The sequence below is a fragment of the Tsukamurella serpentis genome (assembly GCF_054780975.1).
This window is the reverse complement of the sequence record NZ_BAAGVH010000002.1, coordinates 1,047,608-1,072,228: the sequence shown is the minus strand read 5'-3', so window position 1 is coordinate 1,072,228 and position 24,621 is coordinate 1,047,608. Positions and strand designations below refer to the sequence as shown.

Below are 24,621 nucleotides of genomic sequence, written 5' to 3'. Positions count from 1 at the left end.
CGAAACTGTAACCTACGCGAAATGAATCGCAGGCGCATCGTCGTAGCCTCCATGGTGGGGACCACCATCGAGTTCTTCGACTTCTACATTTACGCGACCGCAGCAGTGCTGGTCTTCCCGACGCTCTTCTTCCCGAAGGGGAACGACGCGGCAGCGCTGTTGGCGTCGTTCGCGACCTTCGGTCTCGCCTTCGTCGCGCGGCCGCTGGGTTCGATCCTGTTCGGCCACTTCGGTGACCGGGTGGGCCGCAAGGCCACTCTGGTGGGGTCACTGCTCACCATGGGCGTCGCGACCTTCCTCATCGGTGTCCTGCCGACCTACGCGATGGCGGGCTACCTGGCGCCGGCCCTGCTGGCACTGATGCGCTTCACCCAGGGCCTGGGGCTCGGCGGGGAGTGGTCGGGTGCGGCGCTGCTGGCCACCGAGACGGCGGAGAAGGGCAAGCGGGCGTGGGCCGCGATGTGGCCGCAGCTGGGCGCCCCGTTCGGGTTCTTCCTCGCGAACGGACTGTTCCTGCTGATCATGCAGGTGATGGATTACGACTCGAAGACCGCCGATGTCAATCACGCCTTCCTGGACTGGGGCTGGCGCATTCCGTTCCTGCTGTCCGCGGTGATGGTGATCGTGGGCCTGTACGTCCGTCTCAAGATCGCCGAGACGCCGGTCTTCGCGCAGGCCGTCGAGGAGGGCAAGAAGCTCAAGACCCCGCTGGGCGAGGTCGTGCGCACCGCGTGGCGCCCGTTGATCCTCGGCACCTTCGTGATGGTGGCCACCTACACGCTGTTCTACCTGGTGACCACCTGGATCGTCTCGTACGGCACCGGCAAGGTCACCGACAGGTCCGGGGTGAAGCTGGGCATCTCCTACATCGAGTTCCTGCAGATGCAGCTGATCGCGGTGGTCTTCTTCGCGGCCTTCGTCGCGGTCTCCGGACGCCTGGCCGATCGGTACGGCCGGCGATTGGTGCTGATCATCGCGACGCTCGCGATCATCGTCTACGGCCTGTCGTTCAACTGGATCCTCGATCCCGCGACCATCAGCGCCGACTCCATGCTGGTGGTCCTGATCGTCGGCCTGACGCTGATGGGCCTGACCTTCGGTCCGATGAGTGCGGTGCTGCCGGAGCTGTTCGCCACGAACGTCCGCTACACCGGCAGTGGCGTCTCGTACAACTTCGCCTCGATCATCGGCGCCGCAGTCGCGCCGTTCATCGCGACCTGGCTGGTGAAGGACTACGGAGTCGGCTGGGTGGGGGTGTACCTGGCGATCGCTGGCGTGGCCACGCTGATCGCGCTGGTGCTCATGAAGGAGACGCGGGAAGTGGATCTGGAGAAGGTCTGAGCTCGACCCCGGCGGCGGCTGCGGCACGGCGGTACGCCGCCGCGAGCGTCGCTACCGTCTCGTGCGCGTTCAAACCGCTCGGGTTCGGCAGCACCCACACCTCGGTATCGCCGACGGTGCGGTGCTGCCGCCCGGCGGTCGCCGAGGGACGGCCGAAGGCGGTGCGGTAGGCGGTGATCCCGAGTACCGCCAGTACCCGCGGCCGAACCTGCAGGACCAGCTGCGTCAGGGCCCGTCCGCCCTCCTGGAGTTCCTCGGCGGTGAGTTCGGAGGCCTTCGCCGTCGCCCGCGGCGCCACGTTGGTGATTCCGATTCCGGCGGCCACCAGGGCGCTGCGATCGGCGAAGCTCATCCCGTCGGCGGCGTCGATGACGTGGCCGACGATCCCGGCGGCGTGGAGCGCCGGGTAGAAGCGGTTGCCGGGCCGCGCGAAATGCGCGCCCGTCGCCGCGGTCCACAGTCCCGGGTTGATGCCGGCGAACAGCAACCGGCAGTCCGGTCCGATCAGGTCCGGCACCGTCGTATCCGAGTAGGCGAGCAATTGCTCGCGGGTGAAGCCCATGGCTCCTGCCTACCAGCCGGACGCGGCCACCCGCGTCCGGCCGGAAGTGCTAGCCCTTGTTCCTGCTGATGTTCTCGAATACCGACGGGTCGACGAGGGTCGAGGTGTCGCCGAGCTCGCGGCCCTCGGCGACGTCGCGGAGCAGGCGGCGCATGATCTTGCCGGATCGGGTCTTCGGCAGCTCCGGCACGATGTTGATCTCGCGCGGCTTGGCGATCGGTGAGATGTCCTTGGACACCTGGGCGGTCATCTCCGCGATCAGCTTCTCGGGATCGGAGTCGTCCACGCCCTGACGCAGGATGACGAACGCGGCGATGGCCTGACCGGTGGTGGCGTCGGAGGCACCGACGACCGCGGCCTCCGCCACCGCAGGATGACCGACCAGCGCCGATTCGACCTCGGCGGTCGAGATCCGGTGGCCGGAGATGTTCATGACGTCGTCCACCCGCCCGAGGACCCACAGCGCGCCGTCCTCGTCGAACCGGGCACCGTCGCCCGCGAAGTACCAGCCCTGATCGGCGTAGCGCGACCAGTACGTGTCCACGAACCGGTCCGGATCGCCCCAGATCCCGCGCAGCATCGCAGGCCAGGGCTGGTCGAGTACCAGCAGGCCCTGTTCGCCCCGCGGCTCTGTGTTGCCCTCGTCGTCGACGATGTTCGCACTGATCCCGGGCAGCGGCTCCATCGCCGAGCCGGGCTTGAGAGTGGTGGTGCCGGGCAGTGGTGCCACCATCGCGGCGCCGGTCTCCGTCTGCCACCAGGTGTCGACGATCGGTGCCGTTCCCGCGCCGATCACGTCGCGGTACCAGCGCCAGGCCTCCGGGTTGATCGGCTCACCGACGCTGCCGAGCAGCCGGATCGATGACAGGTCGTGCGCGTCGGGGATCTCGCGGCCCCACTTCATGAAGGTGCGCACCAGCGTCGGAGCGATGTAGTAGATCGAAACGCCGTACTTCTCGATGATCTCGAAATGACGGTGCTCGTTCGGCGAGTTCGGGGTGCCCTCGTAGACGATCTGCGTGGCACCGTTGGCCAGCGGGCCGTAGACGATGTACGTGTGCCCGGTGACCCAGCCGATATCGGCGGTGCACCAGAAGACGTCCTGCTCGGGCTTGAGGTCGAACAGGTAGTAGTGCGTGTACGCGGCCTGCGTGAGGTAGCCACCCGAGCTGTGCACGATGCCCTTGGGTTTGCCCGTGGTACCGGAGGTGTACAGCAGGAACAAGGGGTGTTCGGCGTCGAAGGCCTCCGGGGTGTGCTCGGGGGCGGAGGTGGTCACCGATTCGTGCCACCAGACGTCGCGGTCGTGCCACTCGATGTCGTTGTTGCACCGCTTGACCACGATGACCTTCTCGACCGATTCGGCCGTCTTGCCGTCGACCTCGAGATCCAGTGCCTCATCGACGTTGGCCTTGAGTGCGGTGGGCTTGCCGCGGCGGAACTGTCCGTCGGTGGTGATCACCACACGGGCCTGCGCATCGTCGATGCGCGAACGCAACGCGGCCGCGGAGAAGCCGCCGAAGACCACCGAGTGGGTCAGGCCCAGGCGGGCGCACGCCAGCATGGAGGCGATGGCCTCGGGGACCATCGGCATGTAGATCGCCACCCGGTCGCCGGCCTGCAACCCCAGCGAGCTGAGGTAGTTCGCGGCGCGGCTCACCTCCTCCTGGAGATCGGAGTAGGTGATGTCACGGGTGTCGCCGGGCTCGCCGACCCAGTGGATCGCGACCCGATCACCGTTGCCCGCTTCCACATGACGATCGACGCAGTTGTAGGCCACGTTGAGCTTGCCGCCCACGAACCACTTCGCGAACGGTGCGCCGCTCCAGTCCAGTACCTCCCCGAACGGGGTGTCCCAGTGCAACCTGTTCGCCTGCTCCGCCCAGAAGCCGAGCCGGTCAGCTTCGGCACGGTCGTACAGTTCACGACCCTGGGTGTTCGCCTGAGCTGCGAATTCCGCGGACGGCGGGTAGGCGGCGGTGGAGGAATCAGTCATGGGTCAATCGTAGGGAGAGGCCGCTCCGCGGGCAGCGGAAAGCCGAAAATCGGTGAGCGGCGCAACCGGTTATCGGGACAGACGGCGTAGGGCGACCTAAAGTGCTCAGAATCTGATGGCCGAGACCGGCGGAGGAACTGTGGCAATTCGAAGAAGACGGTGGCCGGTGCGGGCGATCCTCGCAGTCGCGGTCGCCGCGAGCCTGACGGTGTCGGGCTGCAGCATGGACGGCGCGAAGTCCGTCTACGGCACCGGGCCGGACGCGGTTCTGCGGGTCAATGCGGGTGAGCCGCAGAGTCCGCTGATCCCGACGGATACCAATGAGAACATGGGCGGTCGCATGATCGACGCCCTGTTCACGGGCCTGTTCGACTATGCGCCGAGCGGCGATCTCGTCCTTGCGAACGCAGAGTCGGTGGAGACCACCGACAACCAGAACTTCACCGTGAAATTGAAGCGGGACTGGACTTTCCACGACGGCACCCCCGTCAAGGCGCACAACTACGTCAAAGCGTGGAACTTCGGCGCCGCCACCGTGAACCTGCAGAAGCAGCAGTACTTCTTCGAGCCGATCGAGGGCTACGACCAGGTCGCGGACAAGGGTGCCACGGCGACCGAGATGTCCGGACTGCGTGTGGTCGACGATTACACCTTCACCGTCCGGCTCAAAGCCCCCAGCTCCGATTTCAAACTCTCCCTTGGACACTCACCGTTCAAGCCGCTGCCGGACGTGTTCTTCACCGAGGGGAAGGAGAAGTTCGGGCAGCAGCCGATCGGCAACGGTCCGTACAAGTTCAAGCAATGGCGGCACAACGTCCAACTGGACGTGACCCGCAACGACGAGTTCAAAGGCACGAAGCCGAAGAACGGCGGGTTGGCTTTCGTCATGTACGAGTCGTACGACGCCGCGTACGTCGATCTGCAGTCGGGCAACCTGGACGTGCTCGACACCATCCCCAACAGCGGCTTGCGCTCGTACCAGAGCATCCTGGGTTCGCGGGCGCAGATCCGTCCGGTGGCCGTCACCGAGACCGTGGTGATCGGCAACTACCTCGACCACTTCTCCGGTGAGGAGGGGCGGCTGCGCCGGCAGGCGATCTCGATGGCCATCGACCGCGGGGCGATCACGGACAAGGTCTTCCGGGGCACCCGTAACCCGGCGTTGGACTTCACCGCGCGGGCGATCCCGGGCTGGCGCGGTGATCTGCCCGGCAACGACACCGTGAAGTACAACCCGGAGCGGGCCAAGCAGTTGTGGGCGCAGGCGAATGCGATCCGTCCGTGGAGCGGGCAGTTCCAGATCGCCTACAACTCCGACGGTGACCACAAGCAGTGGGCGGACGCGGTATCGAACCAGGTCAAGAACACGCTCGGCATCGACGCCTCAGGTAGGCCCTACGCCACGTTCAAACAGATCCGCGACGAGATCACCAAGCGGACCATCAGAACCGCGGCGCGATCCGGATGGCAGGGGGACTACCCCTCGCAGTTGAACTTCCTGGTCTCGAAGTACACAACTGGCGCATCGTCGAACGACGGTGACTACTCCAATCCGGCCTTCGATCTGCTGATCACGCAGGCCCAGGCCGCTGCCGACCAGACGGCGTCCAGGGATCTGATCGCCCGTGCGCAGGAGATCCTGCTCAACGAACTCCCGGCGATCCCACTGTGGGATCGCTCCCAGCCGGCCGGCACCGGTGCGGGTGTCAAGGCCGAGCTCACCTGGAACGGCCTTTTCGACTACGTCGGCGCCGAGAAGAGGTAACCGGACATGCTGAGATATCTCCTGAGCCGACTCGGGCAGATGGTCATCGTCTTCTTCGGTGCCACGCTGCTCATCTACGCCATCGTCTTCCTGGTTCCGGCGGACCCGATCGCCGCGCTCGGCGGCGACCGGACACTGCCGCCGGACGTCGTCGAAGGTCTTCGCGCCCAGTACCACCTGGACCAGCCCTTCCTGGTCCAGTACTGGTACTACATCAAGGGCGTGTTCACGCTCGACTTCGGCACCTCGTTCTCCGGACAGCCGGTGTGGGACGTGATGAAGCGGGCCTTCCCGGTCACGGTCAACCTGGCACTGATCGCGCTCGTCGTGGAGGCGGTCCTCGGTGTCTTCTTCGGCGTGCTCGCCGGTTTGAAGAAGGGCAAGTGGTTCGATTCGACGATCCTGTTCGTGTCCCTGGTGATCATCGCGGTGCCGATCTTCGTGTTGGGCTTCATCGCGCAGTTCGTCTTCGGTGTCGAACTCGGCTGGTTCCCGGTCACCGTCGGCGGCAACCTGGACTTCTACCATCTGTTGCTGCCGGGCATCGTCCTCGGACTGGTCTCGTTCGCCTACGTCGTGCGGCTCACCCGCTCCCAGGTCGCGGAGAACCTCACAGCCGATTACGTGCGCACGGCCACCGCCAAGGGACTCCCGCACTGGCGGGTCGTGGTGGTGCACGTGCTGCGCAACTCGCTGATCCCGGTGGTCACCTTCCTCGGTGCCGATCTGGGAGCCCTGATGGGCGGTGCGCTGGTCACCGAGGGCATCTTCAACATCCCCGGCGTCGGCGGCACCATCTACCAAGCGGTGATCCGCGGTGAGGCCACCACGGTGGTCTCCTTCGTGACCGTGCTCATCATGATCTACCTCATCTCCAACGTGGTGGTCGACCTGCTCTACGCCGCCCTCGACCCGAGGATCCGCTATGCCTGAGAAGAAGATTCATCCCGGTCAGGAACGGTTCGTCGCCGCACCCGGCGACGTCGAACTCGCCGCTGTGGACGCCGTCGATACCGAGTCGGCGCCCACCGGATTCTGGAAGTCGGCGTGGATCGAGCTGCGGCGCAAGCCGGTCTTCATCATCGCCTCGATCATGCTGCTGCTCATCCTGCTGATCGTGCTGTTCCCCAAACTGTTCGTGTTCACCGGCCAGGACCCGATGTACGCCTCCCTGGACCGATCGTTGCTACCGCCGAGCTCGACCCACTGGTTCGGCACCGACCTGCAGGGGTACGACATCTACGCCCGCACCATCTACGGCGCCCGCGCCTCGGTGCTGGTGGGGGTACTCACCACCGCTGCGGTGGTGCTGATCGGCGGATTGCTCGGTGCGGTGGCCGGCTTCTACGGCGGCTGGCTCGATTCGGTCATCGCGCGGCTCGCGGACGTCTTCTTCGGGATCCCGCTGATGCTCGCGGCCGTGGTGGTGATGCAGATGGTCACCGAGCGCACCGTCTACTCGGTGGTGATCGTCCTCGCGATCTTCAGCTGGCCGCAGATCGCCCGCATCGCGCGGTCCGCGGCGATCGCGATCCGCAACGAGGAGTTCATCACGGCCTCGAAATCGTTGGGGGCCTCGAAGGTCCGTACCCTGTTCACCCACGTGATCCCGAACTGCCTGGGGCCGGTGATCGTGGTCGCGACCATTTCCCTCGGCATCTACATCGTCACCGAGGCCACGCTGTCGTTCCTCGGTATCGGCCTGCCCACCAGCGTCGTCTCGTGGGGCCAGGACATCTCCGCAGGGCAGCAACTGCTCCGCGAGGGCAACGCGATCCTGTTCTACCCCGCCGGCGCGCTGGCGCTCACCGTGCTCACGTTCATGATGCTCGGCGACGTTCTGCGTGACGCACTCGATCCGAAGGCGAGGACCCGCTGATGACCGATCACACCAAGCCACTGCTGGAGATCAACGATCTCGTCGTCGATTTCCGGGTCCAGGACCGCCGGGTCCCCGCCGTGCGCGGTGCGAACCTCACCGTCTACCCGGGGCAGACGGTGGCCATCGTCGGCGAGTCGGGTTCGGGCAAGTCGACCACCGCCGCCGCGGTCCTCGGACTGCTGCCGGGTACCGGAAGGGTGGCCGGAGGGAAGATCGTTTTCGACGGTAAGGATCTCGCGAACGGCTCCGAGAAGGACTTCCAGGATGTCCGAGGATCAGGGATCGGGCTGGTGCCCCAGGACCCGAACTCGAACCTCAACCCGTTGTGGCGCATCGGCTATCAGGTGCGGGAGGCGCTCAAGGCGAACGGCGCGGAGCAGGGTGACTCCCGCAAACGCGCTGTCGAACTGCTCGCCGAGGCGGGCATGCGGGACCCGGACAAGCGGGTCAACCAGTACCCGCACGAGTTCTCCGGCGGTATGAAGCAGCGGGCTCTCATCGCGATCGGCCTGGCCTGCCGGCCGAAGCTGTTGATCGCCGACGAGCCCACCTCCGCCCTGGACGTCACCGTGCAGCGACAGATCCTCGACCACCTCGAACAACTGACAGACGAGCTGGGAACAGCCGTGCTGCTCATCACCCACGATCTGGGTCTGGCTGCGGAGCGGGCCAGCCATCTGGTGGTGATGTACCGAGGTCGGGTCGTCGAATCCGGTCCCGCACTGGAGATCCTGCAGGACCCGCAGCACGAGTACACGAAACGCCTGGTCGCGGCCGCACCGTCGCTCGCGGCCCGGCGCCCGGTGTCCGGCGTGGTGGAGCGTCCCGTCGCCGAGCCGGCGGTCGCGCCTGCTCGGCGGGCCGGTGAGTCCGATTCCGGGGGCGATGCACCGGCGGACGTGCTCGTGGCCTCGAACCTGGTGAAGGACTTCCCGATCCGAGGGGCAGTCCCGTTCCGCAGCAGTACTTTCCGTGCCGTCGACGATGTGAGTTTCACGATGCGCCGGGGCACCACCACGGCGGTGGTGGGCGAGTCAGGTTCGGGCAAGTCGACCGTCGCACAGATGGTGCTCGGGCTACTCGAACCGACAAGTGGCACCGTCGAATTCGACGGTACCGACGTCGGCGGGCTCACCGGCGCAGCGGCGAAGAAGTTCCGCCGCAGGGTGCAGCCGGTCTTTCAGAACCCCTACGGCTCACTCGATCCCATGTTCTCGGTGTACCGGGCGATCACCGAGCCGCTTGCGGTGCACGGCATCGGTGACAAGGCCTCACGGGTGGATCGAGCCCGTGAGCTGCTGGAGATGGTGGCTCTGCCCACGGCCACCATGCACCGGTACCCGAACGAGCTGTCCGGTGGCCAGCGTCAGCGCGTCGCCATCGCGCGGGCGCTGGCGCTGAATCCCGAGGTGATCGTGCTCGACGAGGCGGTCTCCGCGCTGGACGTGCTGGTCCAGGCGCAGATCCTCACCCTGTTGGAGGGGCTGCAGTCCGAGTTGGGGCTGACCTACCTGTTCATCACGCACGATCTGGCCGTGGTCAAGCGGATCGCGCACCAGACGATCGTGATGTCGCAGGGCAAGGTGGTCGACGCCGGCCCCACGGACCGGGTCTACTCCGATCCGTCGTCGGACTACACCCGGACCCTGATCGAGGCGATCCCCGGCGGTTCGATCGAACTGGCCGGCTGAACGGGTGGGTCCGCGCAGGCGGGTTAGGGTTGGTCCGTGACCGACCCGCTCAGCCCGCTAGCCCAGGTACCCGCCGTCGCGGAGGCCTCCGCCGCCGCCCGCGAGGCGCTGGCGAAGGTGCACCGTCATCCTGCGAACCGGCGGGAGTGGCGTGCCACGGCCACCGAATCGTCGCTGCGCGGAGCACGCGCCTCCGCGGCGCTCGACGGCGGTGCAGTGGCGCTGAGCCGGGACGAGCTGATCGACGATCCGGTCCTGGCCGGTGCGATGCGTGCCTATCAGGCGATCGACGGTGATGCCCTGGACGCCACCGTCGGTGTCTGGCGGCGGGCTCCGCTGCAGGTGCTGGCCCGTCTGCACACCCTGGCCGCGGCGGATCTGGTCGACGGTGACAACACCCGGCTGGGGCGTCCCCGCCCGGGCGCGGGTGAGCGACTGACCTTGCTCTCCCAGTTGGTGACCGGTGGTACGCAGGCTCCGGCGCCGGTGCTCGCCGCCGTGGTGCACGGTGAACTGCTGGCGCTGCGGCCGTTCGAGGTGGCCGACGGCGTGGTGGCCAGAGCTGCATCGCGGCTGGTGACGGTGTCGTCCGGGCTGGACCCGCATGCGCTGGGGATCCCGGAGACCAACTGGCTCAAGTTCGCGCCCAGCTACGCCGAGGCGGTGGACGGGTTCGGGATGGGTGATCCGGATGCGGTGGTGGCCTGGGTCGTGATGTGCTGTCAGGCGCTGGAGGCCGGCGGCCGGGAAGCGCTGGCACTGGCGGAACGCTGACCGTGCGTGGACATGCGCAACGGCGACCCGGCCTGAGCTGAGGAATGTGCACCCAGGGTGGCGCAGTCCTCAGAACGGGTCCGAATCGCCGTTCGCTAGCACGGATCCCGGTTACCAAGCGTGCATGGGGTGGGCTGTGTGGCGGCCTCGGCGTACACCGGTGGAGAGGTCCACTATCCGCAGACCCGGTTAACTGACCACTGATTTCCCCGGTGGCGCAGGCTTACAGCGCTTTCCGCCATAGGTGGCGAGCTCCGCGTGGGTGCCTGGTGTCCGTGCTGGGAGCCTTGACGCTCGGGAACCCTCGACCTTCTCTTCCGGTGGGGGTTTGGCTTTGCGCCGCTCCGTCCTTCATTTGTACCCTGTGACAGCTGTCACATCAAGGGGTGCGGCGAAGAAATTTCGTCACATCCCACGCAACCCCGGTGCGTCCTCAATCGTTCTTCCTGCGGTGCAGCACAAGGTAAGTGGCCAATCCTGCGCCGGCCGTGACCAGGCCCAGTCCGGCCGAGGCGAGCAGCGAATTGCGCGACGGCGTGGGAATCCGGTCCCGCAGCGGCGTGGGGTTCGAGAAGGAGAGCACCGGCCACCCGCGCTCGGCGGCCTCCTTGCGCAGGCCGCGGTCGGGGTTGACCGCTGTGGGATGGCCCACCGCGGCGAGCATCGGCACGTCGGTGATCGAATCGGAGTACGCGAAGCACTGGGTCAGGTCGTACCCGTGCTCCATCGCCAGTGCCTCCATGGCGAGAACCTTGTTCTCGCCGTAGCAGTAGAACTCGATCTCACCGGCGTACTTGCCGTCTTCCACCAGCATCTTCGAGGCAACCGAGTAGTCGGCGCCCAGCATCTCCGCGATCGGTGCGACCATCTCCTCGCCGGATGCCGAGACCACGACCACGTCGTGGCCGCGGGCTTGATGGCCGGCGATCAACTCAGCGGCCTCTGCGAAGACGAGGGGATTGACCACATCGTGCAGCGTCTCCCGCACGATCGATTTCACCTGTTCGACGTTCCAGCCCTCGCACATCTGGGTGAGGTGACCGCGCATGCGTTCCATCTGGTCGTGATCGGCGGCGGTCAGCATCATCAGGAACTGGGCGTAGCTGGACTTCAGTACTGCGCGACGGTTGAGCAGGCCCTCGTCGAAGAACGGACGCGAGAAGGCCAGCGCGGACGACTTCGCGATGATGGTCTTGTCCAGGTCGAAGAATGCGGCGATCCGGCGCGCCGGGACCTGCGCGGGCGAGGTTGGACTCACACCGGTCAGCCTACCGCCGCAGTCTCGGTGCGTGCTGCGCAAGAGGGGGCCGCGGATTCCTCCACAGGTTTTTCGAATCGGGCGGTTTCCTCCACAGGCCGGTGACGGAACGGACGAAACGGACCGGGACTGTGGTCACAGTTGACCGCATGCGGGGTATCGAGATCGGGATGGCAGTGGCCGACGCCGGCTTGGCCGACGACGTTCGGCGGGCCGCTGCGGCGGCGTCGCGCACCGTCACCGACGTCGATCGGGGCCGCCCGCGTGCGGCATGGGCCTCGGCGGCCGGACTGGTCCTGGACCTGGCCGCAGCGTCGGCGATGGCGGAGGCGGCGCGCGCGGGCGGCCTGCCGCGCCGGGAGGGGATCGCGCTGGTGGCGCACCAGGCGGGCATGTCCGAGTTCGCCGCGGCGGTGCAGATCGGTGCCGCGCAGGTCTTCGCGCTGCCCGAGCAGGTACGTGAGCTGGCGCGGTTCCTCTCCGCCCGGGAACGTGACGACGGTATCCGCTCCCGAGTGATCGCCGTACTGGGCGGGCACGGTGGAGCCGGGGCGTCGGTCCTGGCCGCGGCGATCGCCGTCGTCGCACCCGGCCACGGGGTCACCGCACTCGCAGTGGACGCCGATCCGTGGGGCGGCGGCCTCGACCTGCTTCTCGGCTGCGCCGACCTCCCCGGTCTGCGCTGGGGTGATCTCGCGCTACGCGGTGGGCACGTGCCCTCGGACGCACTGGTCGCAGCGCTTCCCGGCCGGGCCGGGTCGGTGGCCGTGCTCTCCGCGGGTGGAGCACCGTCGCCCGAGATACCGGTGGAGGGGCTGCTCGCGGTGATCGATGCGGGGCGTCGGAGCGTGGGAGTCACCGTCGTCGACCTGCCGCGTCGTGACGATCCGCTCACCACCGCCTGCCTGGAGGTGGCGGATGTGGTGGTGGTCGTGGTCGCCGCGACGGTCCGGGGCGCGTCGGCGGCGCGATCACTGACCCCGTCGGTGACGGGCCGAGCGCGCCGGGTCGCGCTGGTGGTGCGCGGTCCGTCCCCGGGAGGACTCTCGGCACGGGACGTCGAGCGCGCCGTCGGGATACCGCTGCTGGCGTCGATGCGCCCCCAGTCCGGTCTCGATGCGCAGCTCGACGGTGGGGGCCTGCGCCTGCGCAAGGGTTCGCCGCTGGCGGTGACCGCGGGACGGATCCTCGACGGTGTGCGGCGAGGTGCGGCGTGAGCGCCGCGGCGGCGTCGCGGTCGGACCTGTTGGCGCGGGTCCGAGAGCGGCTGGCGCACACCTCCACGGTGCTCACCCCGGATGTGATGGCGGCGGCGCTGCGGGCCGAATGCGGCGGAGTGCTCGGCGATACCGATCTGCTGGACGGACTGGCCTACCTGGAGACCGAACTGATCGGCGCCGGGCGTCTCGAACCGCTTCTCACCGACCCGGACGTCGCCGACGTGCTGGTGTGCGGTCCGCAGCGGGTCTGGGTGGACCGTGGCGCCGGACTCGAGCGCACCGGCATCGTCTTCGAGGACGACGATGCCGTGCGTCGGCTGGCGGCGCGGCTCGCCCTGTCCGCCGGTAAGCGGCTCGACGACGCCGCGCCCTGGGTCGACGGGCAGTTGTCCTCGGGGCCGGGGGGCCGGGCCGGCAGCGGGATCCGGCTGCACGCGGTTCTACCGCCGCTCGCGCACGGGGGCACCTGCATCTCGCTGCGTGTGCTTAGGCCGGCCACGCAGACCCTCGACTCGTTGATCGCTTCGGGGGCGGTGCCCGCGCAGGTGGCGGACGTGGTGCGCGCGGTGGTCGCGGCACGTCTGGCCTTCCTGGTGATCGGTGGCACAGGCAGCGGCAAGACCACACTGCTCAACGGGTTGCTCGGCGCGGTCGACCCGGCCGAGCGGGTGCTCTGCGTGGAGGACGCGCACGAGCTGGATCCGGTGCACCCGCACGTGGTCTCGCTCCTGGCGCGGGGCGCGAACGTCGAGGGCGTCGGCGAGGTCACCGTGCGCGAGCTGGTGCGGCAGGCGCTGCGGATGCGACCGGACCGGATCGTGGTGGGGGAGGTCCGCGGCGGCGAGGTGGTCGACCTCCTGACCGCACTCAACACCGGGCACGACGGTGGCGCGGGTACGGTGCACGCCAACTCACCGCGGGAGGTGCCGGCCCGGCTGGAGGCGTTGGCCGCGCTCGGAGGGCTCGGCCGCGAGGCGCTGCACGCGCAATTGGCTGCGGCCTTCCACGTGATCTTCTCGGTTCACCGCTGGCCGTCCGGGGAGCGGGGGCTGCGCAGCATCGGTGTCGTCGAGCGGGGCGAGGACGGGTACGTCCGAGTGCGGTCGGCGTGGGACCGCGACGGGGGATTCACCGATTCGGCGAACCGTCTGCACACGCTCCTGGCGGAGCGGGGTGCATCGTGATCGCCGCCGGACTGCTGCTCGGCGTCGCCGTCCTGGCCTGGCCGAGTGGTCCGGGCACCGCGCGACTACGGGCGGCGTGTGCGCCCGCGCGTGCGCCGCGGACACGGCGCTGGGGGTGGCTGGTGATCGCGGTGCCACTGGGAGCGCTGTTGATCGGTCCAGGTCAAGCGCTGGCAGCGGGGATCGCCGTCGGCACTCTCCGCGAACTGCGGACCCGCCGACGCACCCAGCGCACGACCGCGGCCAGGCTCTCGGCGGTGCTCGCCGGTGTCGATGCGATGGTCTCCGAGCTGTCCGTGGGTGCGCACCCCGCCGCGGCGTGCGCCACAGCCGGGCGAGACGCCGAGGATCCCCATGTGCGGGCGGTGTTCAACGAGATGGCCGGCCGGGCGGAACTCGGCGGCGATGTGGCTGCGGGGCTGCGACCGCACAGCTCCGCGAGTGCAGCGTGGCCCCGGATCGCGGCCGCGTGGGAGACCGGAACCCGCCACGGGATCGGCATGGGGGAGCTGTTGGCGTCGGTCCGTGACGATCTCCGCGCCCGCGAACGGTATGCGCGCCGGGCGCATTCGGCACTCGCGGGTGCCCGCGCCACCGCGCAGGTCCTCGCCGCACTTCCGGTGCTGGGGATCGTCATGGGGCAACTGATCGGGGCGAACCCGGTCGGCACTCTGCTCGGAACCAGTGCCGGCGGAGTGCTACTGGTGATCGGAATGTGCCTGACCTGTGCTGGTCTGCTCTGGGCGGAGACCATCGCCGACGGTGCCGCCGGGCGCTCTCCGGGAGGCGGGGTATGAACGGTCACGGCCCGTTGGCGGCGGCCTTGGGGCTCATCGCTGCGGCGCTGGTGGTCCTGCCGTTGACGGCACGAGAACGGTTGACGGTCAACGGTTCCGCTGGAACCGCCCGACGCGGGCTCACTCTCGTGCGGCGTGCACCCGCACCGGATCCGTTCGAGGCGGCCGCCGCGTACGACCTGTTCGCTGTCTGCCTGCGTGCCGGTATGCCGACTGCCGATGCCGCGCGCGCCGTCGCAGCGGGCGCACCTGCCGCGCTGGCGCAGGTGCTCGATCGGGCGTCGGAACTGCTCGTCCTGGGGTCCGATCCGGAGACCGCCTGGCGCACCGAATCCGACGATCCGCAGGTCCTGGGGCTGACCAGGATGCTCCGGCGGTCGGCGCGTGCCGGTTCTTCGCCGGCGACGGGGCTGGTGGACCTGGCGCGCACCGAGCGTGCGCAGGCGGAGGACCGCGCGGTGGCTGCCGGTGAACGGGCCGGGGTCGCCGTGGCCGGACCACTGGGCTTGTGCTTCCTACCGGCGTTCGTGTGCCTGGGCATCGTGCCGGTGGTGATGGGACTCGCGGGCAAGGTGCTCGGGGAGGGGCTGTTGTGAGCGGCCCGATCAAGAAGGGGGATAGCGATGTGGAATCGACTGCGCTGCCGGGTGACCGAGTTGATGATCGAGGAGGAGGGCATGAGCACCGTCGAATACGCGATCGGCACGATCGCGGCCGCGGCCTTCGGCGCGGTGCTGTACGGGGTGGTCACCGGCGACAACATCGTCAGCGGTCTCACCTCGATCATCGGCAAGGCACTGGGCACCTCCACCGGTTAGCCGGCGAGGCGGGCGCGGTCACCGTGGAGGCCGCGTTCGCCGTCGCCGGACTGATCGCCGTGCTGGTGCTCGGAATCGGGGCAATCCTCGGTGTCACCGCGCACGTGCGGTGCGTCGACGCGGCGCGAGAAGCGGCACGGCTGAGCGCCCGCGGCGACGACGAGCGCGCCGCTCGCGCGGTCGCAGAGGTCGGACCGCCGGGCGCGTCATCGGCGATCACCCGCGCCGGAGACACGGTGACGGTGCAGGTCAGAGCTCCGGTGGTGGTTCTCCCGGGGCTGACCGTTTCGGCCACCGCGGTCGCCGCGCTCGAACCGGGCACCGGCCCGTGAACCTGCCCGTGAACCGGCCGGTGCCGCGGGGGCGCCGGTGCGCCGGTTCGGAGGACGGAGTGGCCACGGTGCTCGCCGCCTTCCTCATCGCGGTGATCGTCGCGGTGCTGGTCCTGGTGATCGATGTCGGGGCCGCGGTCTCGGCGCGGCACCGGGCGCAGACCGCCGCCGATATGGCGGCGCTCGCCGGGGCCGCGAGCGCCGTCGATCCCGAGGCGGCCTGTGCCGCCGCGGGGCGCCTGGCGGCTGCCAACGGCGGATCGTTGCGCGGATGCACCGTGGACGGCTTCGATGTCGCAGTGCGGGTCGGTGTGTCCGCGCCGCTGGTGGTGTTCGGGTCCGGTGAAGCCCTCGCCACCGCCCGGGCCGGCCCCGAATGAGCTGCCGTGCCGGGCTGGTTCGGTGCACACTGGTCTCGTGGCCTACGACGAAGCGCTCGCGGAACGGATCCGGGACGCGATCGACGGTGAACCGGGTGTGCGTGAGAAGCGCATGTTCGGTGGGCTGGCGTTCCTGGTCGACGGTCACATGGCGATCGCCGCGAACAGTCGGGGTGAAGCGATGGTCCACCTCGATCCGGACGTGGCGGAGGGGCTGCTGGCCCCGCACGTGACCCGCACGGTCATGCGCGGGCGGGAACTGCGCGGCTGGCTCGACCTCGCTCCGGAGGCCACCGCCTCGGACGTCGAGCTCGCAGCGTGGGTGGCGCGCACCGTCGAATACGCCCGGTCGCTGCCGCCGAAGTAGCCGTCAGTCTCGGGCCAGCGCCGCCAGCACCAGATCGAGCACGATGATCGCGCCGGCTTTGTCCAGTGGATCGTTGCCGTTGCCGCACTTGGGGGACTGTACGCACGATGGGCACCCCGACGGGCACTCGCACGCCGCGACCGCATCGCGGGTGGCGACCAGCCAGGTGGCGATCGATTCGTAACCCCGTTCGGCGAAACCCGCACCACCGGGATAGCCGTCGTAGACGAAGATCGACGGTAGTCCGGTGTCCTCGTGCAGTGCCGTCGACAACCCACCGATGTCCCACCGATCACACGAGGCGACCAGCGGGAGCAGTCCGATCGCCGCGTGCTCGGCCGCGTGCAGCGCACCCGGCCAGCGTTCGGGTGCCAGTCCCGCACCCTCCAGCGTCTCCGGCGTGAGGGTCAGCAGCGCCGCCCGGGTCGCCAGCGTGGTCTCCGGCAGATCCAGTTCCACCGCGTCGAGCACCTCGCCGGTGCGCAGCGTGCGGAGGTAGCCGACCACCCGGCTGGTGACCTCCACCGAGACGAACCGGGCCGTCACCTCACCGAGCACCTCCGCCGAGTGCACGGCGGTCACCCGCACGTCCAGATCCTCCCGTGCGGAGGTGGTCCACTCCGGCTCCTCCGCGTGCACCAGTGCCAGGCCGTCGTCCAGATCCAGCTCGTCGACCAGGTACGACTCGCCCTGGTGCACGTGCACCGCGCCCTCGTGCACCGTCGACAACGCGCGGGTGAAGTCCACCGTCCCCAGCAGTCGGCCGGTGGCCTGCTCAACGATCAGGATCTCGCTGCCCGCGCCGCCGCGAATGTTCACCCCGGCGTGCGGATCGATGCCGGCGGCGAGGAAGTAGCCCGACGGGCGCTCGCGAAGCAGTCCGTCGGCGGTCAGCCGGCCCACCACGTCCACCGCCCCGTATCGGGTGACTTCCTCTCGGGTGAGCGGGATCTCGGACGCGGCGCACAGCAACTGAGGTCCCAGTACGTACGGGTTCCAGGGATCGGTGATGGTCGCCTCCACCGGGCGGCCGAGCAGCGACTGCGGATGATGCACCAGGTACGTGTCCAGTGGGTCGTCCCGAGCGATGAGCAGGATCAGCGCCCCCTGCCCCCGTCGCCCGCTGCGACCGGCCTGCTGCCAGAACGAGGCGACGGTGCCGGGGAAGCCCGCCATCAGCACCGCATCCAGTCCCGCGATGTCGACGCCGAGTTCCAAGGCGTTCGTGGTCGCCACTCCCAGCAGTGCACCGTCGTTCAGGCCCTTCTCCAGCGCCCGGCGATCATCGGAGAGATATCCGGCGCGGTACGCCGCGATGCGCTCCGCGATCTCCGGCGCCGTCTCCGTGAGCATCCGGCGCGCGGAGAGCGCGACGGACTCGGCGGAGCGCCGCGATCGCACGAAGGCCAGTGTGCGGGCCCCCTCGACGGACAGGTCGGCCAGCATCCGGGCGGCCTCCGTGGTGGCGGGCCTGCGGACGGGGGCGCCGTTCTCCCCCTCGACGTCCGGCAGTAGCGGAGGCTCCCACAGCACGACGGTGCGCGACCCGTGCGGAGACGAATCCTCGGTCACGGCAACGCACTCGGCACCGACCAGCCGGCCCGCCGCGCCCGCCGGATCGGAGGTGGTGGCTGAGGCCAGGATCACCGTCGGGGTGCTGCCGTAGTTGGCCGCCACCCGGAGCAGCCGGCGCAGCACCAGCGCGGTGTGTGAGCCGAAGACGCCCCGGTAGTGGTGGCATTCGTCCACCACCACGTACCGCAGGCCCCGCAGCAGTCGTGCCCACTTCGCGTGCCGGGGAAGCAATCCCACGTGCACCATGTCCGGATTGGTGAACACCCACCGGCTGTCGGAGCGCGCCCAGCGGCGCATCTCCTGGGAGGTGTCCCCGTCGTACATCGCAGGCGCGGCGTCCGCCGGGCCGAATCGCGTGGTCAGCGTCACCGCGGTACGGTGCTGGTCGGTGCCGAGCGCCTTGGTGGGCGAGAGGTACAGCACCGTGGCGTGCGGATCCGCGTCCAGCGCGGCCAGCACCGGTAGTTGGTAGGCCAGCGACTTCCCCGAAGCGGTACCGGTCGAAATCACCACATTGCGGCCGGAATGGGCGTGCTCGGCGGCCAGCGCCTGATGCCGCCATGGACGCTCGACGCCCTGCTCGATCAAGCCATCGCGGACCCGTGAGGGTACCCAAGCCGGCCAATCGGAGAATTCCGCTCTGCGGGGAGCAATATCCATCACATGCGTCAGGCTCTGCTCGTGCGCACCGGCCCCGCGCTGGATCACCCCCAGGAGCTCTCGGCCGAAGGTGTTGTCCGACAACGATTATCCCCTCAATCGTGCCCGCCGGTCCGGTTGCCCGGCGGATGCCCGCCCGGTGTCGCGGTGGCGGTTGGTCGGCGGACTCCGGCCGCACAGTGGGTGAACGGGAGGCGAATTCCGTCCGCCCGCTGTTGCTCGCCTGAAATTCGTGATTGACTGTACGCGGTCGCAGCTCCCGCCGGGGGTCCGAAGGGGCCATCGGGGGATCGATGTTGCGGGCGTGGTACTGAAGGTTTTTGTGTGCGGTCTCCGCAAACGGCTCCAGAAAGTATGGCGGCCGGAACCGGCCAGGAACCCGGCCCTCTCGGGTAGTGGTTCCTACACCGGTAGAAAGACAGTTAGGAAACATCTCAATGGCACAGGGAACTGTGAAGTGGTTCAACGCGGAGAAGGGCTTCGGCTTCATCGCACCGGCCGACGGCTCGGATGACGTGTTCGTCCACTACTCGGAGATCCAGGGCAACGGCTTCCGTACCCTCGAGGAGAACCAGCTCGTGGAGTTCGAGGTCGGCCAGGGCACCAAGGGCCCGCAGGCCACCGGCGTCCGCGCCCTCTAAGAAACCCGCACCACGCGTCAAGTTTCTGCCGACGTCCCCCACTTCTTCCGGAGTGGGGGACGTCGCGCGTTTCGACTCGGTCACGAGTCCCGTGTCGGCGATCGCCGCCGGGATCGAGGGCTCTAGTCTTAACTGGTGTCCCAGCTGTCACTCTTCTCCGCGGAGCAGACCGAGCCGTCGCCCCGCGATCTCGCGGGCCTGCTCGCCGGACCGGGGCAGATCGTGCAGTTCGGCGGTAGCGCCCGCGTCTCGGTGGTGGTAGCCGCCCCGTGGCGTGCCGAGGCCATCGCCGTGATGATCGACGAGGCGGGCCTGCGCGCACAGACCGACACCTCCGACGAGGGATCGCCACTGGTGCGCACCCTCGCGGCCCCCGAACTGCAGCCCATGGCGCTGGCCTGGACCCGCGGAGCGATCAAGACGCCGCCCCCTGGGTGGGTGCCCGGGCCGCGCGCACTCCGGGCCTGGGCGCTCGCGGCGGGCGAGGTGGACGGTGCCCACTACCTGCTCCATCTCGATCCTCACACCCCCGACAGCGCGCCCGTGCTGGCGACCGCGCTGATGCGTGCGGGCGTCGCTCCCACGCTCGTCGGAGCCCGCGGTAACCGGCCCGCGTTGCGGGTGTCCGGACACCGCCGGCTGCTACGCCTGCGGGAGAGCATCGGCGACCCGCCGGCCCCCGCGGCGGAGGCGAACTGGCCGCAGCCCTGACCCGTCCTCGGTGAATTCCACGACGTGCGCAGCGGACCCTGTATATAAGGTGGGGCGAAAGGTGCGGCAGAATGGGCACCCGAGTGACCGGTGCGTCGGAGGAGACGCCAGGGGCGAGGTGGTGATGATGACGCCACCGGAACAGAGCAGGAGGGTCCATGGCGGCACGAGGGAGTAGAGGCGGCTCGGCTGATGGAGCCCTGCAGCGCCTGGTGATCGTGGAGTCCCCCGCCAAGGGCAAGAAGATCGGCGACTTCCTCGGTCCGGACTACACCGTCCGCGCGTCGATGGGGCACATCCGCGATCTCCCCAGCCGCGACAATCCGCTTCCCGAGGCCGATCAGGGCAAGCCCTGGTCCCGGCTCGGCGTGGACGTCGACCACGAGTTCGAGGCCCACTACGTCACCTCGGCCAGCAAGCGCTCCACCGTCTCGGAACTGAAGTCCCTGCTCAAACAGGCCGACGAGCTGTACCTCGCGACAGACGGTGACCGCGAGGGCGAGGCCATCGCATGGCACCTCAAAGAAGTCCTCAAGCCCAAGGTTCCGGTCAAGCGGATGGTCTTCCACGAGATCACCCGGCAGGCCATCCTCGCCGCCGCCGAGGAGCCCCGCGAGCTCGACATGAACCTGGTCGACGCCCAGGAGACCCGCCGCATCCTCGACCGCCTCTACGGCTACGAGGTCAGCCCGGTGCTCTGGCGCAAGGTCAACCAGGGCCTCTCGGCGGGCCGGGTCCAGTCGGTGGCCACTCGCATCATCGTCGACCGCGAACGCGAGCGCATCGCCTTCCGCACCGCCGGGTACTGGGACATCGCCGCCACCCTCGACGCCGGAGCCGACGCCACCCCCCGCACCTTCGGCGCGCGCCTGGTCAGCGTCGACGGTGACCGTGTGGCCACCGGCCGCGACTTCGACGCCCAGGGTCGGCTGAAGAAGCCGTCCGGGATCACCGTGCTCGATGGTGCCCGCGCGAATGCCCTGGTCACGGGCCTGCAAGGGGCGAACCTGACGGTTACCTCCGTCGAGGAGAAGCCCTACACCCGCAAGCCCTACGCACCGTTCATGACCTCCACGCTGCAGCAGGAGGCGGGCCGCAAGCTGCGGTTCACCACCGACCGCACCATGCAGGTCGCTCAGCGGCTCTACGAGGGCGGCTACATCACCTACATGCGTACCGACTCGACCACGTTGTCGGAGTCGGCGATCGCGGCCTCCCGGGATCAGGCACGCCAGCTCTACGGCGCCGAGTACGTCCACCCCACGCCGCGGCAGTACACCCGCAAGGTCAAGAACGCGCAGGAGGCGCACGAGGCGATCCGCCCGGCCGGCGAGACCTTCCAGACCCCCGGCAGCCTGGCCTCGGTCCTCAACTCCGACGAGTTCCGTCTCTACGAGCTGATCTGGCAGCGCACCGTCGCCTCCCAGATGGCGGACGTCAAGGGAACCACCCTGAGCCTGCGGATCGGTGGCACGGCATCGTCGGGCGAGAACTGCGAGTTCGCCGCGTCCGGCCGGACCATCACCTTCCCCGGCTTCCTGCTGGCCTACGTCGAGACCGTCGACGATCAGGCCGGCGGCGAGGCCGACGACGCCGAATCGCGGCTGCCGCAGCTGGTCAAGGGGCAGCAGGTCACTGCAGCGGACCTGGCGGCCGCCGATCACGTCACCAGTCCGCCCGCCCGGTTCACCGAGGCCTCACTGGTCAAGACCCTCGAGGAACTGGGCATCGGCCGACCGTCGACCTACGCCTCGATCATCAAGACCATCCAGGACCGCGGCTACGTGGTGAAGAAGGGCAACGCCCTGGTCCCGCAGTGGGTCGCGTTCGCCGTGATCGGGCTGCTCGAAGGGCACTTCGGCGGCCTGGTCGACTACAACTTCACGGCCTCCATGGAGGACGATCTCGACGAGATCGCCGGTGGCCGTGAAGGCCGGGTGCAGTGGCTCACCCGCTTCTACTTCGGTTCCGACGTGGTCGAACCGAACGGCAGCGAGCGGGTCTCTCCGGGCCTGAAGAACCTGGTCGACGAGAACCTCGACGCGATCGACGCCCGCGAGATCAACTCGATCCCGCTGTACACGGACGCCGACGGCAACGTGGTCTACGTGCGGGTGGGCCGCTATGGTCCGTACCTCGAGCGCACCGTCGCCGCGAAGGCCGGCGAGACCGAGCCGCAGGTCCAGCGTGCCAACATCCTCGCCTCGATGACGCCGGACGAGCTGACCGAGGAGGTCGCGGAGAAACTCTTCGCGACCCCGCAGGACGGCCGTCCGCTGGGTGTCGACCCGGCCACCGGTCACGAGATCGTGGCCAAGGAGGGCCGTTTCGGCCCGTACGTCACTGAGATCCTGCCCGAGCCGGAGGCCGACGCGGAGGCTGAGAACCTCGACGAGGCCACGTCGAAGCCCAAGCGCAAGAAGAAGGCCGACGCGCCCAAGCCGCGCACCGGTTCACTGCTCAAGAGCATGGACATCGAGACGGTGACTCTCGAGGACGCGCTACGACTGCTGTCCCTGCCGCGGGTGGTGGGCGTCGATCCCGAGTCCCAGGAGGAGATCACCGCGCAGAACGGCCGGTACGGGCCGTACCTGAAGAAGGGCACCGATTCCCGCTCGCTGGCCACCGAGGAGCAGATGTTCACGGTGACCTTGGAGGAGGCGCTCAAGTTGTACGCCGAGCCCAAGCGCCGGGGCCGTGGCGCCGCCGCCGCGCCGCCCTTGCGCGAGCTGGGCGACGATCCGGTCTCCGGGAAGCCGATGGTGATCAAGGACGGCCGGTTCGGCCCCTATGTCACAGACGGTGAGACCAACGCTTCGCTGCGCAAGGGCGACGAGGTCGCCTCGATCACCGACGAGCGCGCCTCCGAACTGCTCGCGGACCGTCGCGCACGGGGGCCGGTGAAGAAGAAGGCCACCAAGAAGGCGGCCGCGAAGAAGGCGCCCGCCAAGAAGACCGCTGCGAAGAAGACGGCCGCCAAGAAGACCGCTGCGAAGAAGACGGTGGCCAAGAAGACCACTGCGAAGAAGACGGTCGCGAAGAAGGCCCCGGCGAACACCGAGGAGACCGCACCCGCGGAGTGACCTGCGGCTCCGTCAGCCGTCGTACTCCTCGTCGATCGGGCGCGCCAACTGGGTGAGCTGGCCGCGCCCACGTAGCTCGATGGCCTCGCCGAGCGACCACAGGGCCTGCTCCGCGGGGGTGCTGGCCTTCACCGCGCGGCCGGCCGCCAACAGGCACGACGGTTCCGACTTCGCGATCTCGGTGATCCTCGCGGCCTCGTTCACCGGGTCACCGATCACCGTGTACTCGAAGCGCGCTTTCGCCCCGATGTGGCCGGCGACCACGGAACCGGCGGAGACCCCGATACCGAAACCGGTTCCACCCAGGACCTCGCTGAGCTGGACTCGCATCTCCCGGGCGGCGGCCAGCGCCGCCCCCGCCGGATCGGGACGCGGCAACGGGGCTCCGAAGATGGCCAGGGCTGCGTCACCCTGGAACTTGTTGACGAAACCGCCGTGCAGATCCACCAGGTCCACGACCACCTTGAAGAAGTCGTTGAGCAGGTCCACCACCGCCGCGGGCTCCTCGGTGACCGCCAGCCTGGTCGATCCGACCAGATCCACGAACAGCACACCAACCTCGCGGATCTCCCCGCCCAGGTGCGTGCCGTGTTCGAGCGCCTGCCGGGCCACGTCCTCACCGACGTAACGGCCGAACATGTCGCGCATGCGCTGCCGCTCGGCCAGGTCGTGCACCATGTCGTTGAAGCCGGCCTGCAGCAGGCCGAGCTCACTGGAGTCGTAGATCTTCACCGAGGCGTTGAAGTCACCGTCGCGCACCTTGCGCTGCGCGATGAACAGGTCGCGGATCGGGTCGCCGATGGACTTCGCGGCGCGGACGGTGCCCAGCAGGCCGGCGGCGAGCGCGACCACCGACAGCAGCAGCACCGGGTCGACGACGGTCTGGGCCGTGGGATCGATCACGCCGGTCTGCTGCGAGATGATCACCATGATGATGCCCACGATCGGTGTCGCGGTGCCCAGCACCCAGCTCAGCATGATCCGCGTGGTCACCGACAAGCCGGCGCTTCCCTGCGGTTCCTGCGCCAGCGCGGCCACCGTGATCGGTCGCAGCACCCGCTCGGTCTGCATGTAGCTCAGCGCGCAGGTGGTGATCGCGCCGAGCAGCACCGTCATCGCGATCACCACGGGGGCGCCGCGCGCGGCACTGAAGTTGATCACCACGAACAGCACGCCGCCCACCAGCCACAACACCGCCTGGAGCAGCGCCATCCGGCCGGGGATCGCCAGCGCCCGCCGGGAGATCTCCGGGTCGGTCGGGGCGCTGCGACGGTGCCAGCGCAGCACCGGGAGCACCAGCCGCAGGCACAGCACCATCCCGACCAGCGTCGACGCAATCAGGTAGGCGACGAAGACGAGAAGGTTCACGCCGCTGATGTCCTGCAACTGCACGGTCTGCGTGACCGGCAGCGCGAACCTCAGGAAACCGAAGACGAAGACCGCACCCAGGATGTTCGAGCGCAGGATGTCCAGCGCGAAGATCGGCCACGGCGTCCTGGCCAGCCACCGCGCCAGCCGCAAAGCGCGACTGAGTCTGTTCTGCGGTGGTGCCACTGGTCCAATTTAGCCTGCGATCGTGGATCT

The 24,621-nt window shown here is 68.8% G+C and carries 22 protein-coding genes; 17 read left to right on the top strand and 5 right to left on the bottom strand.

The window, feature by feature from the left end:
* Window positions 1–21: 21 nt before the first annotated feature.
* Window positions 22–1,341, top strand: a complete 1,320-nt coding sequence (locus ACYVHG_RS07550; RefSeq protein ID WP_461166782.1) for an MFS transporter — start codon at window positions 22–24, stop codon at window positions 1,339–1,341.
* Here ACYVHG_RS07550 and mug read toward each other — a convergent pair.
* Window positions 1,301–1,903, bottom strand: a complete 603-nt coding sequence (gene mug, locus ACYVHG_RS07545) for a G/U mismatch-specific DNA glycosylase (RefSeq protein WP_461166781.1) — start codon at window positions 1,901–1,903, stop codon at window positions 1,301–1,303. The two genes, ACYVHG_RS07550 and mug, sit on opposite strands and share 41 nt — an antisense overlap.
* Before the next feature lie 49 nt (window positions 1,904–1,952).
* On the bottom strand, window positions 1,953–3,899 hold the full coding sequence (gene acs, locus ACYVHG_RS07540) for an acetate--CoA ligase (RefSeq protein WP_461166780.1): 1,947 nt from the start codon (window positions 3,897–3,899) through the stop codon (window positions 1,953–1,955).
* A gap of 115 nt (window positions 3,900–4,014) precedes the next feature.
* Between acs and ACYVHG_RS07535 the strand changes: the two genes are divergently transcribed.
* Genes ACYVHG_RS07535 through ACYVHG_RS07515 form a run of 5 tightly spaced genes read left to right on the top strand, consistent with a single transcriptional unit; the run spans window position 4,015 to window position 10,011 of the window.
* Entirely contained in the window at window positions 4,015–5,664 is a 1,650-nt protein-coding gene (locus ACYVHG_RS07535) for a peptide ABC transporter substrate-binding protein (RefSeq protein WP_461166779.1), read from the top strand.
* A gap of 6 nt (window positions 5,665–5,670) precedes the next feature.
* Window positions 5,671–6,597, top strand: a complete 927-nt coding sequence (locus tag ACYVHG_RS07530; protein ID WP_461166778.1) for an ABC transporter permease — start codon at window positions 5,671–5,673, stop codon at window positions 6,595–6,597.
* Entirely contained in the window at window positions 6,590–7,543 is a 954-nt protein-coding gene (locus ACYVHG_RS07525; protein WP_461166777.1) for an ABC transporter permease, read from the top strand. Before ACYVHG_RS07530 ends, ACYVHG_RS07525 begins: the two co-directional genes overlap by 8 nt.
* Window positions 7,543–9,237, top strand: coding sequence for a dipeptide ABC transporter ATP-binding protein (locus ACYVHG_RS07520; RefSeq protein WP_461166776.1), 1,695 nt, complete (start codon window positions 7,543–7,545; stop codon window positions 9,235–9,237). Before ACYVHG_RS07525 ends, ACYVHG_RS07520 begins: the two co-directional genes overlap by 1 nt.
* Window positions 9,238–9,273: 36 nt before the next feature.
* Complete coding sequence (locus ACYVHG_RS07515; RefSeq protein ID WP_461166775.1) at window positions 9,274–10,011, top strand: Fic family protein; 738 nt, start codon at window positions 9,274–9,276, stop codon at window positions 10,009–10,011.
* A 433-nt stretch (window positions 10,012–10,444) separates the two neighbouring features.
* On the opposite strand, the gene ACYVHG_RS07510 is transcribed toward ACYVHG_RS07515, so the two are convergent.
* Entirely contained in the window at window positions 10,445–11,269 is an 825-nt protein-coding gene (locus tag ACYVHG_RS07510; RefSeq protein ID WP_461166774.1) for an HAD family hydrolase, read from the bottom strand.
* A gap of 149 nt (window positions 11,270–11,418) precedes the next feature.
* Here ACYVHG_RS07510 and ssd point away from each other — a divergent pair, with 149 nt between their 5' ends.
* Genes ssd through ACYVHG_RS07470 form a run of 8 tightly spaced genes read left to right on the top strand, consistent with a single transcriptional unit; the run spans window position 11,419 to window position 16,367 of the window.
* Window positions 11,419–12,486 (top strand): septum site-determining protein Ssd, encoded by a 1,068-nt coding sequence (gene ssd, locus ACYVHG_RS07505; protein WP_461166773.1) that lies wholly within the window; start codon window positions 11,419–11,421, stop codon window positions 12,484–12,486.
* Window positions 12,483–13,673, top strand: a complete 1,191-nt coding sequence (locus ACYVHG_RS07500; RefSeq protein WP_461166772.1) for a TadA family conjugal transfer-associated ATPase — start codon at window positions 12,483–12,485, stop codon at window positions 13,671–13,673. Before ssd ends, ACYVHG_RS07500 begins: the two co-directional genes overlap by 4 nt.
* The gene (locus tag ACYVHG_RS07495; RefSeq protein WP_461166771.1) at window positions 13,670–14,470 is read left to right on the top strand and encodes a type II secretion system F family protein; all 801 of its coding nucleotides are present in this window, start codon (window positions 13,670–13,672) and stop codon (window positions 14,468–14,470) included. Before ACYVHG_RS07500 ends, ACYVHG_RS07495 begins: the two co-directional genes overlap by 4 nt.
* Window positions 14,467–15,066: a type II secretion system F family protein gene (locus ACYVHG_RS07490; RefSeq protein WP_461166770.1), complete on the top strand. Its 600-nt coding sequence runs from the start codon at window positions 14,467–14,469 to the stop codon at window positions 15,064–15,066. Before ACYVHG_RS07495 ends, ACYVHG_RS07490 begins: the two co-directional genes overlap by 4 nt.
* A gap of 27 nt (window positions 15,067–15,093) precedes the next feature.
* Window positions 15,094–15,288, top strand: a complete 195-nt coding sequence (locus tag ACYVHG_RS07485) for a DUF4244 domain-containing protein (RefSeq protein ID WP_461166769.1) — start codon at window positions 15,094–15,096, stop codon at window positions 15,286–15,288.
* 23 nt (window positions 15,289–15,311) lie between these two features.
* Window positions 15,312–15,620, top strand: coding sequence for a TadE family type IV pilus minor pilin (locus ACYVHG_RS07480; RefSeq protein WP_461166768.1), 309 nt, complete (start codon window positions 15,312–15,314; stop codon window positions 15,618–15,620).
* A 59-nt stretch (window positions 15,621–15,679) separates the two neighbouring features.
* On the top strand, window positions 15,680–16,000 hold the full coding sequence (locus ACYVHG_RS07475) for an Rv3654c family TadE-like protein (protein WP_461166767.1): 321 nt from the start codon (window positions 15,680–15,682) through the stop codon (window positions 15,998–16,000).
* 37 nt (window positions 16,001–16,037) lie between these two features.
* On the top strand, window positions 16,038–16,367 hold the full coding sequence (locus ACYVHG_RS07470) for a TfoX/Sxy family protein (protein ID WP_461166766.1): 330 nt from the start codon (window positions 16,038–16,040) through the stop codon (window positions 16,365–16,367).
* A 3-nt stretch (window positions 16,368–16,370) separates the two neighbouring features.
* Here ACYVHG_RS07470 and ACYVHG_RS07465 read toward each other — a convergent pair whose 3' ends face one another.
* A complete protein-coding gene (locus ACYVHG_RS07465) occupies window positions 16,371–18,686 on the bottom strand; it encodes a DEAD/DEAH box helicase (protein ID WP_461166765.1) in 2,316 nt (771 codons plus the stop codon).
* A gap of 353 nt (window positions 18,687–19,039) precedes the next feature.
* Between ACYVHG_RS07465 and ACYVHG_RS07460 the strand changes: the two genes are divergently transcribed.
* The 3 genes from ACYVHG_RS07460 (at window position 19,040) to topA (ending at window position 23,037) form a co-directional block, all read left to right on the top strand.
* Window positions 19,040–19,243, top strand: a complete 204-nt coding sequence (locus tag ACYVHG_RS07460) for a cold-shock protein (RefSeq protein ID WP_068523077.1) — start codon at window positions 19,040–19,042, stop codon at window positions 19,241–19,243.
* Window positions 19,244–19,378: 135 nt separating this feature from the next.
* A complete protein-coding gene (locus ACYVHG_RS07455) occupies window positions 19,379–19,954 on the top strand; it encodes a hypothetical protein (protein WP_461166764.1) in 576 nt (191 codons plus the stop codon).
* Window positions 19,955–20,112: 158 nt separating this feature from the next.
* Entirely contained in the window at window positions 20,113–23,037 is a 2,925-nt protein-coding gene (topA, locus tag ACYVHG_RS07450; protein WP_461166763.1) for a type I DNA topoisomerase, read from the top strand.
* A 12-nt stretch (window positions 23,038–23,049) separates the two neighbouring features.
* Here the strand turns inward: topA and ACYVHG_RS07445 are convergent, their stop codons facing one another.
* Complete coding sequence (locus ACYVHG_RS07445; protein ID WP_461166762.1) at window positions 23,050–24,591, bottom strand: adenylate/guanylate cyclase domain-containing protein; 1,542 nt, start codon at window positions 24,589–24,591, stop codon at window positions 23,050–23,052.
* Between the last annotated feature and the right edge of the window lie 30 nt (window positions 24,592–24,621).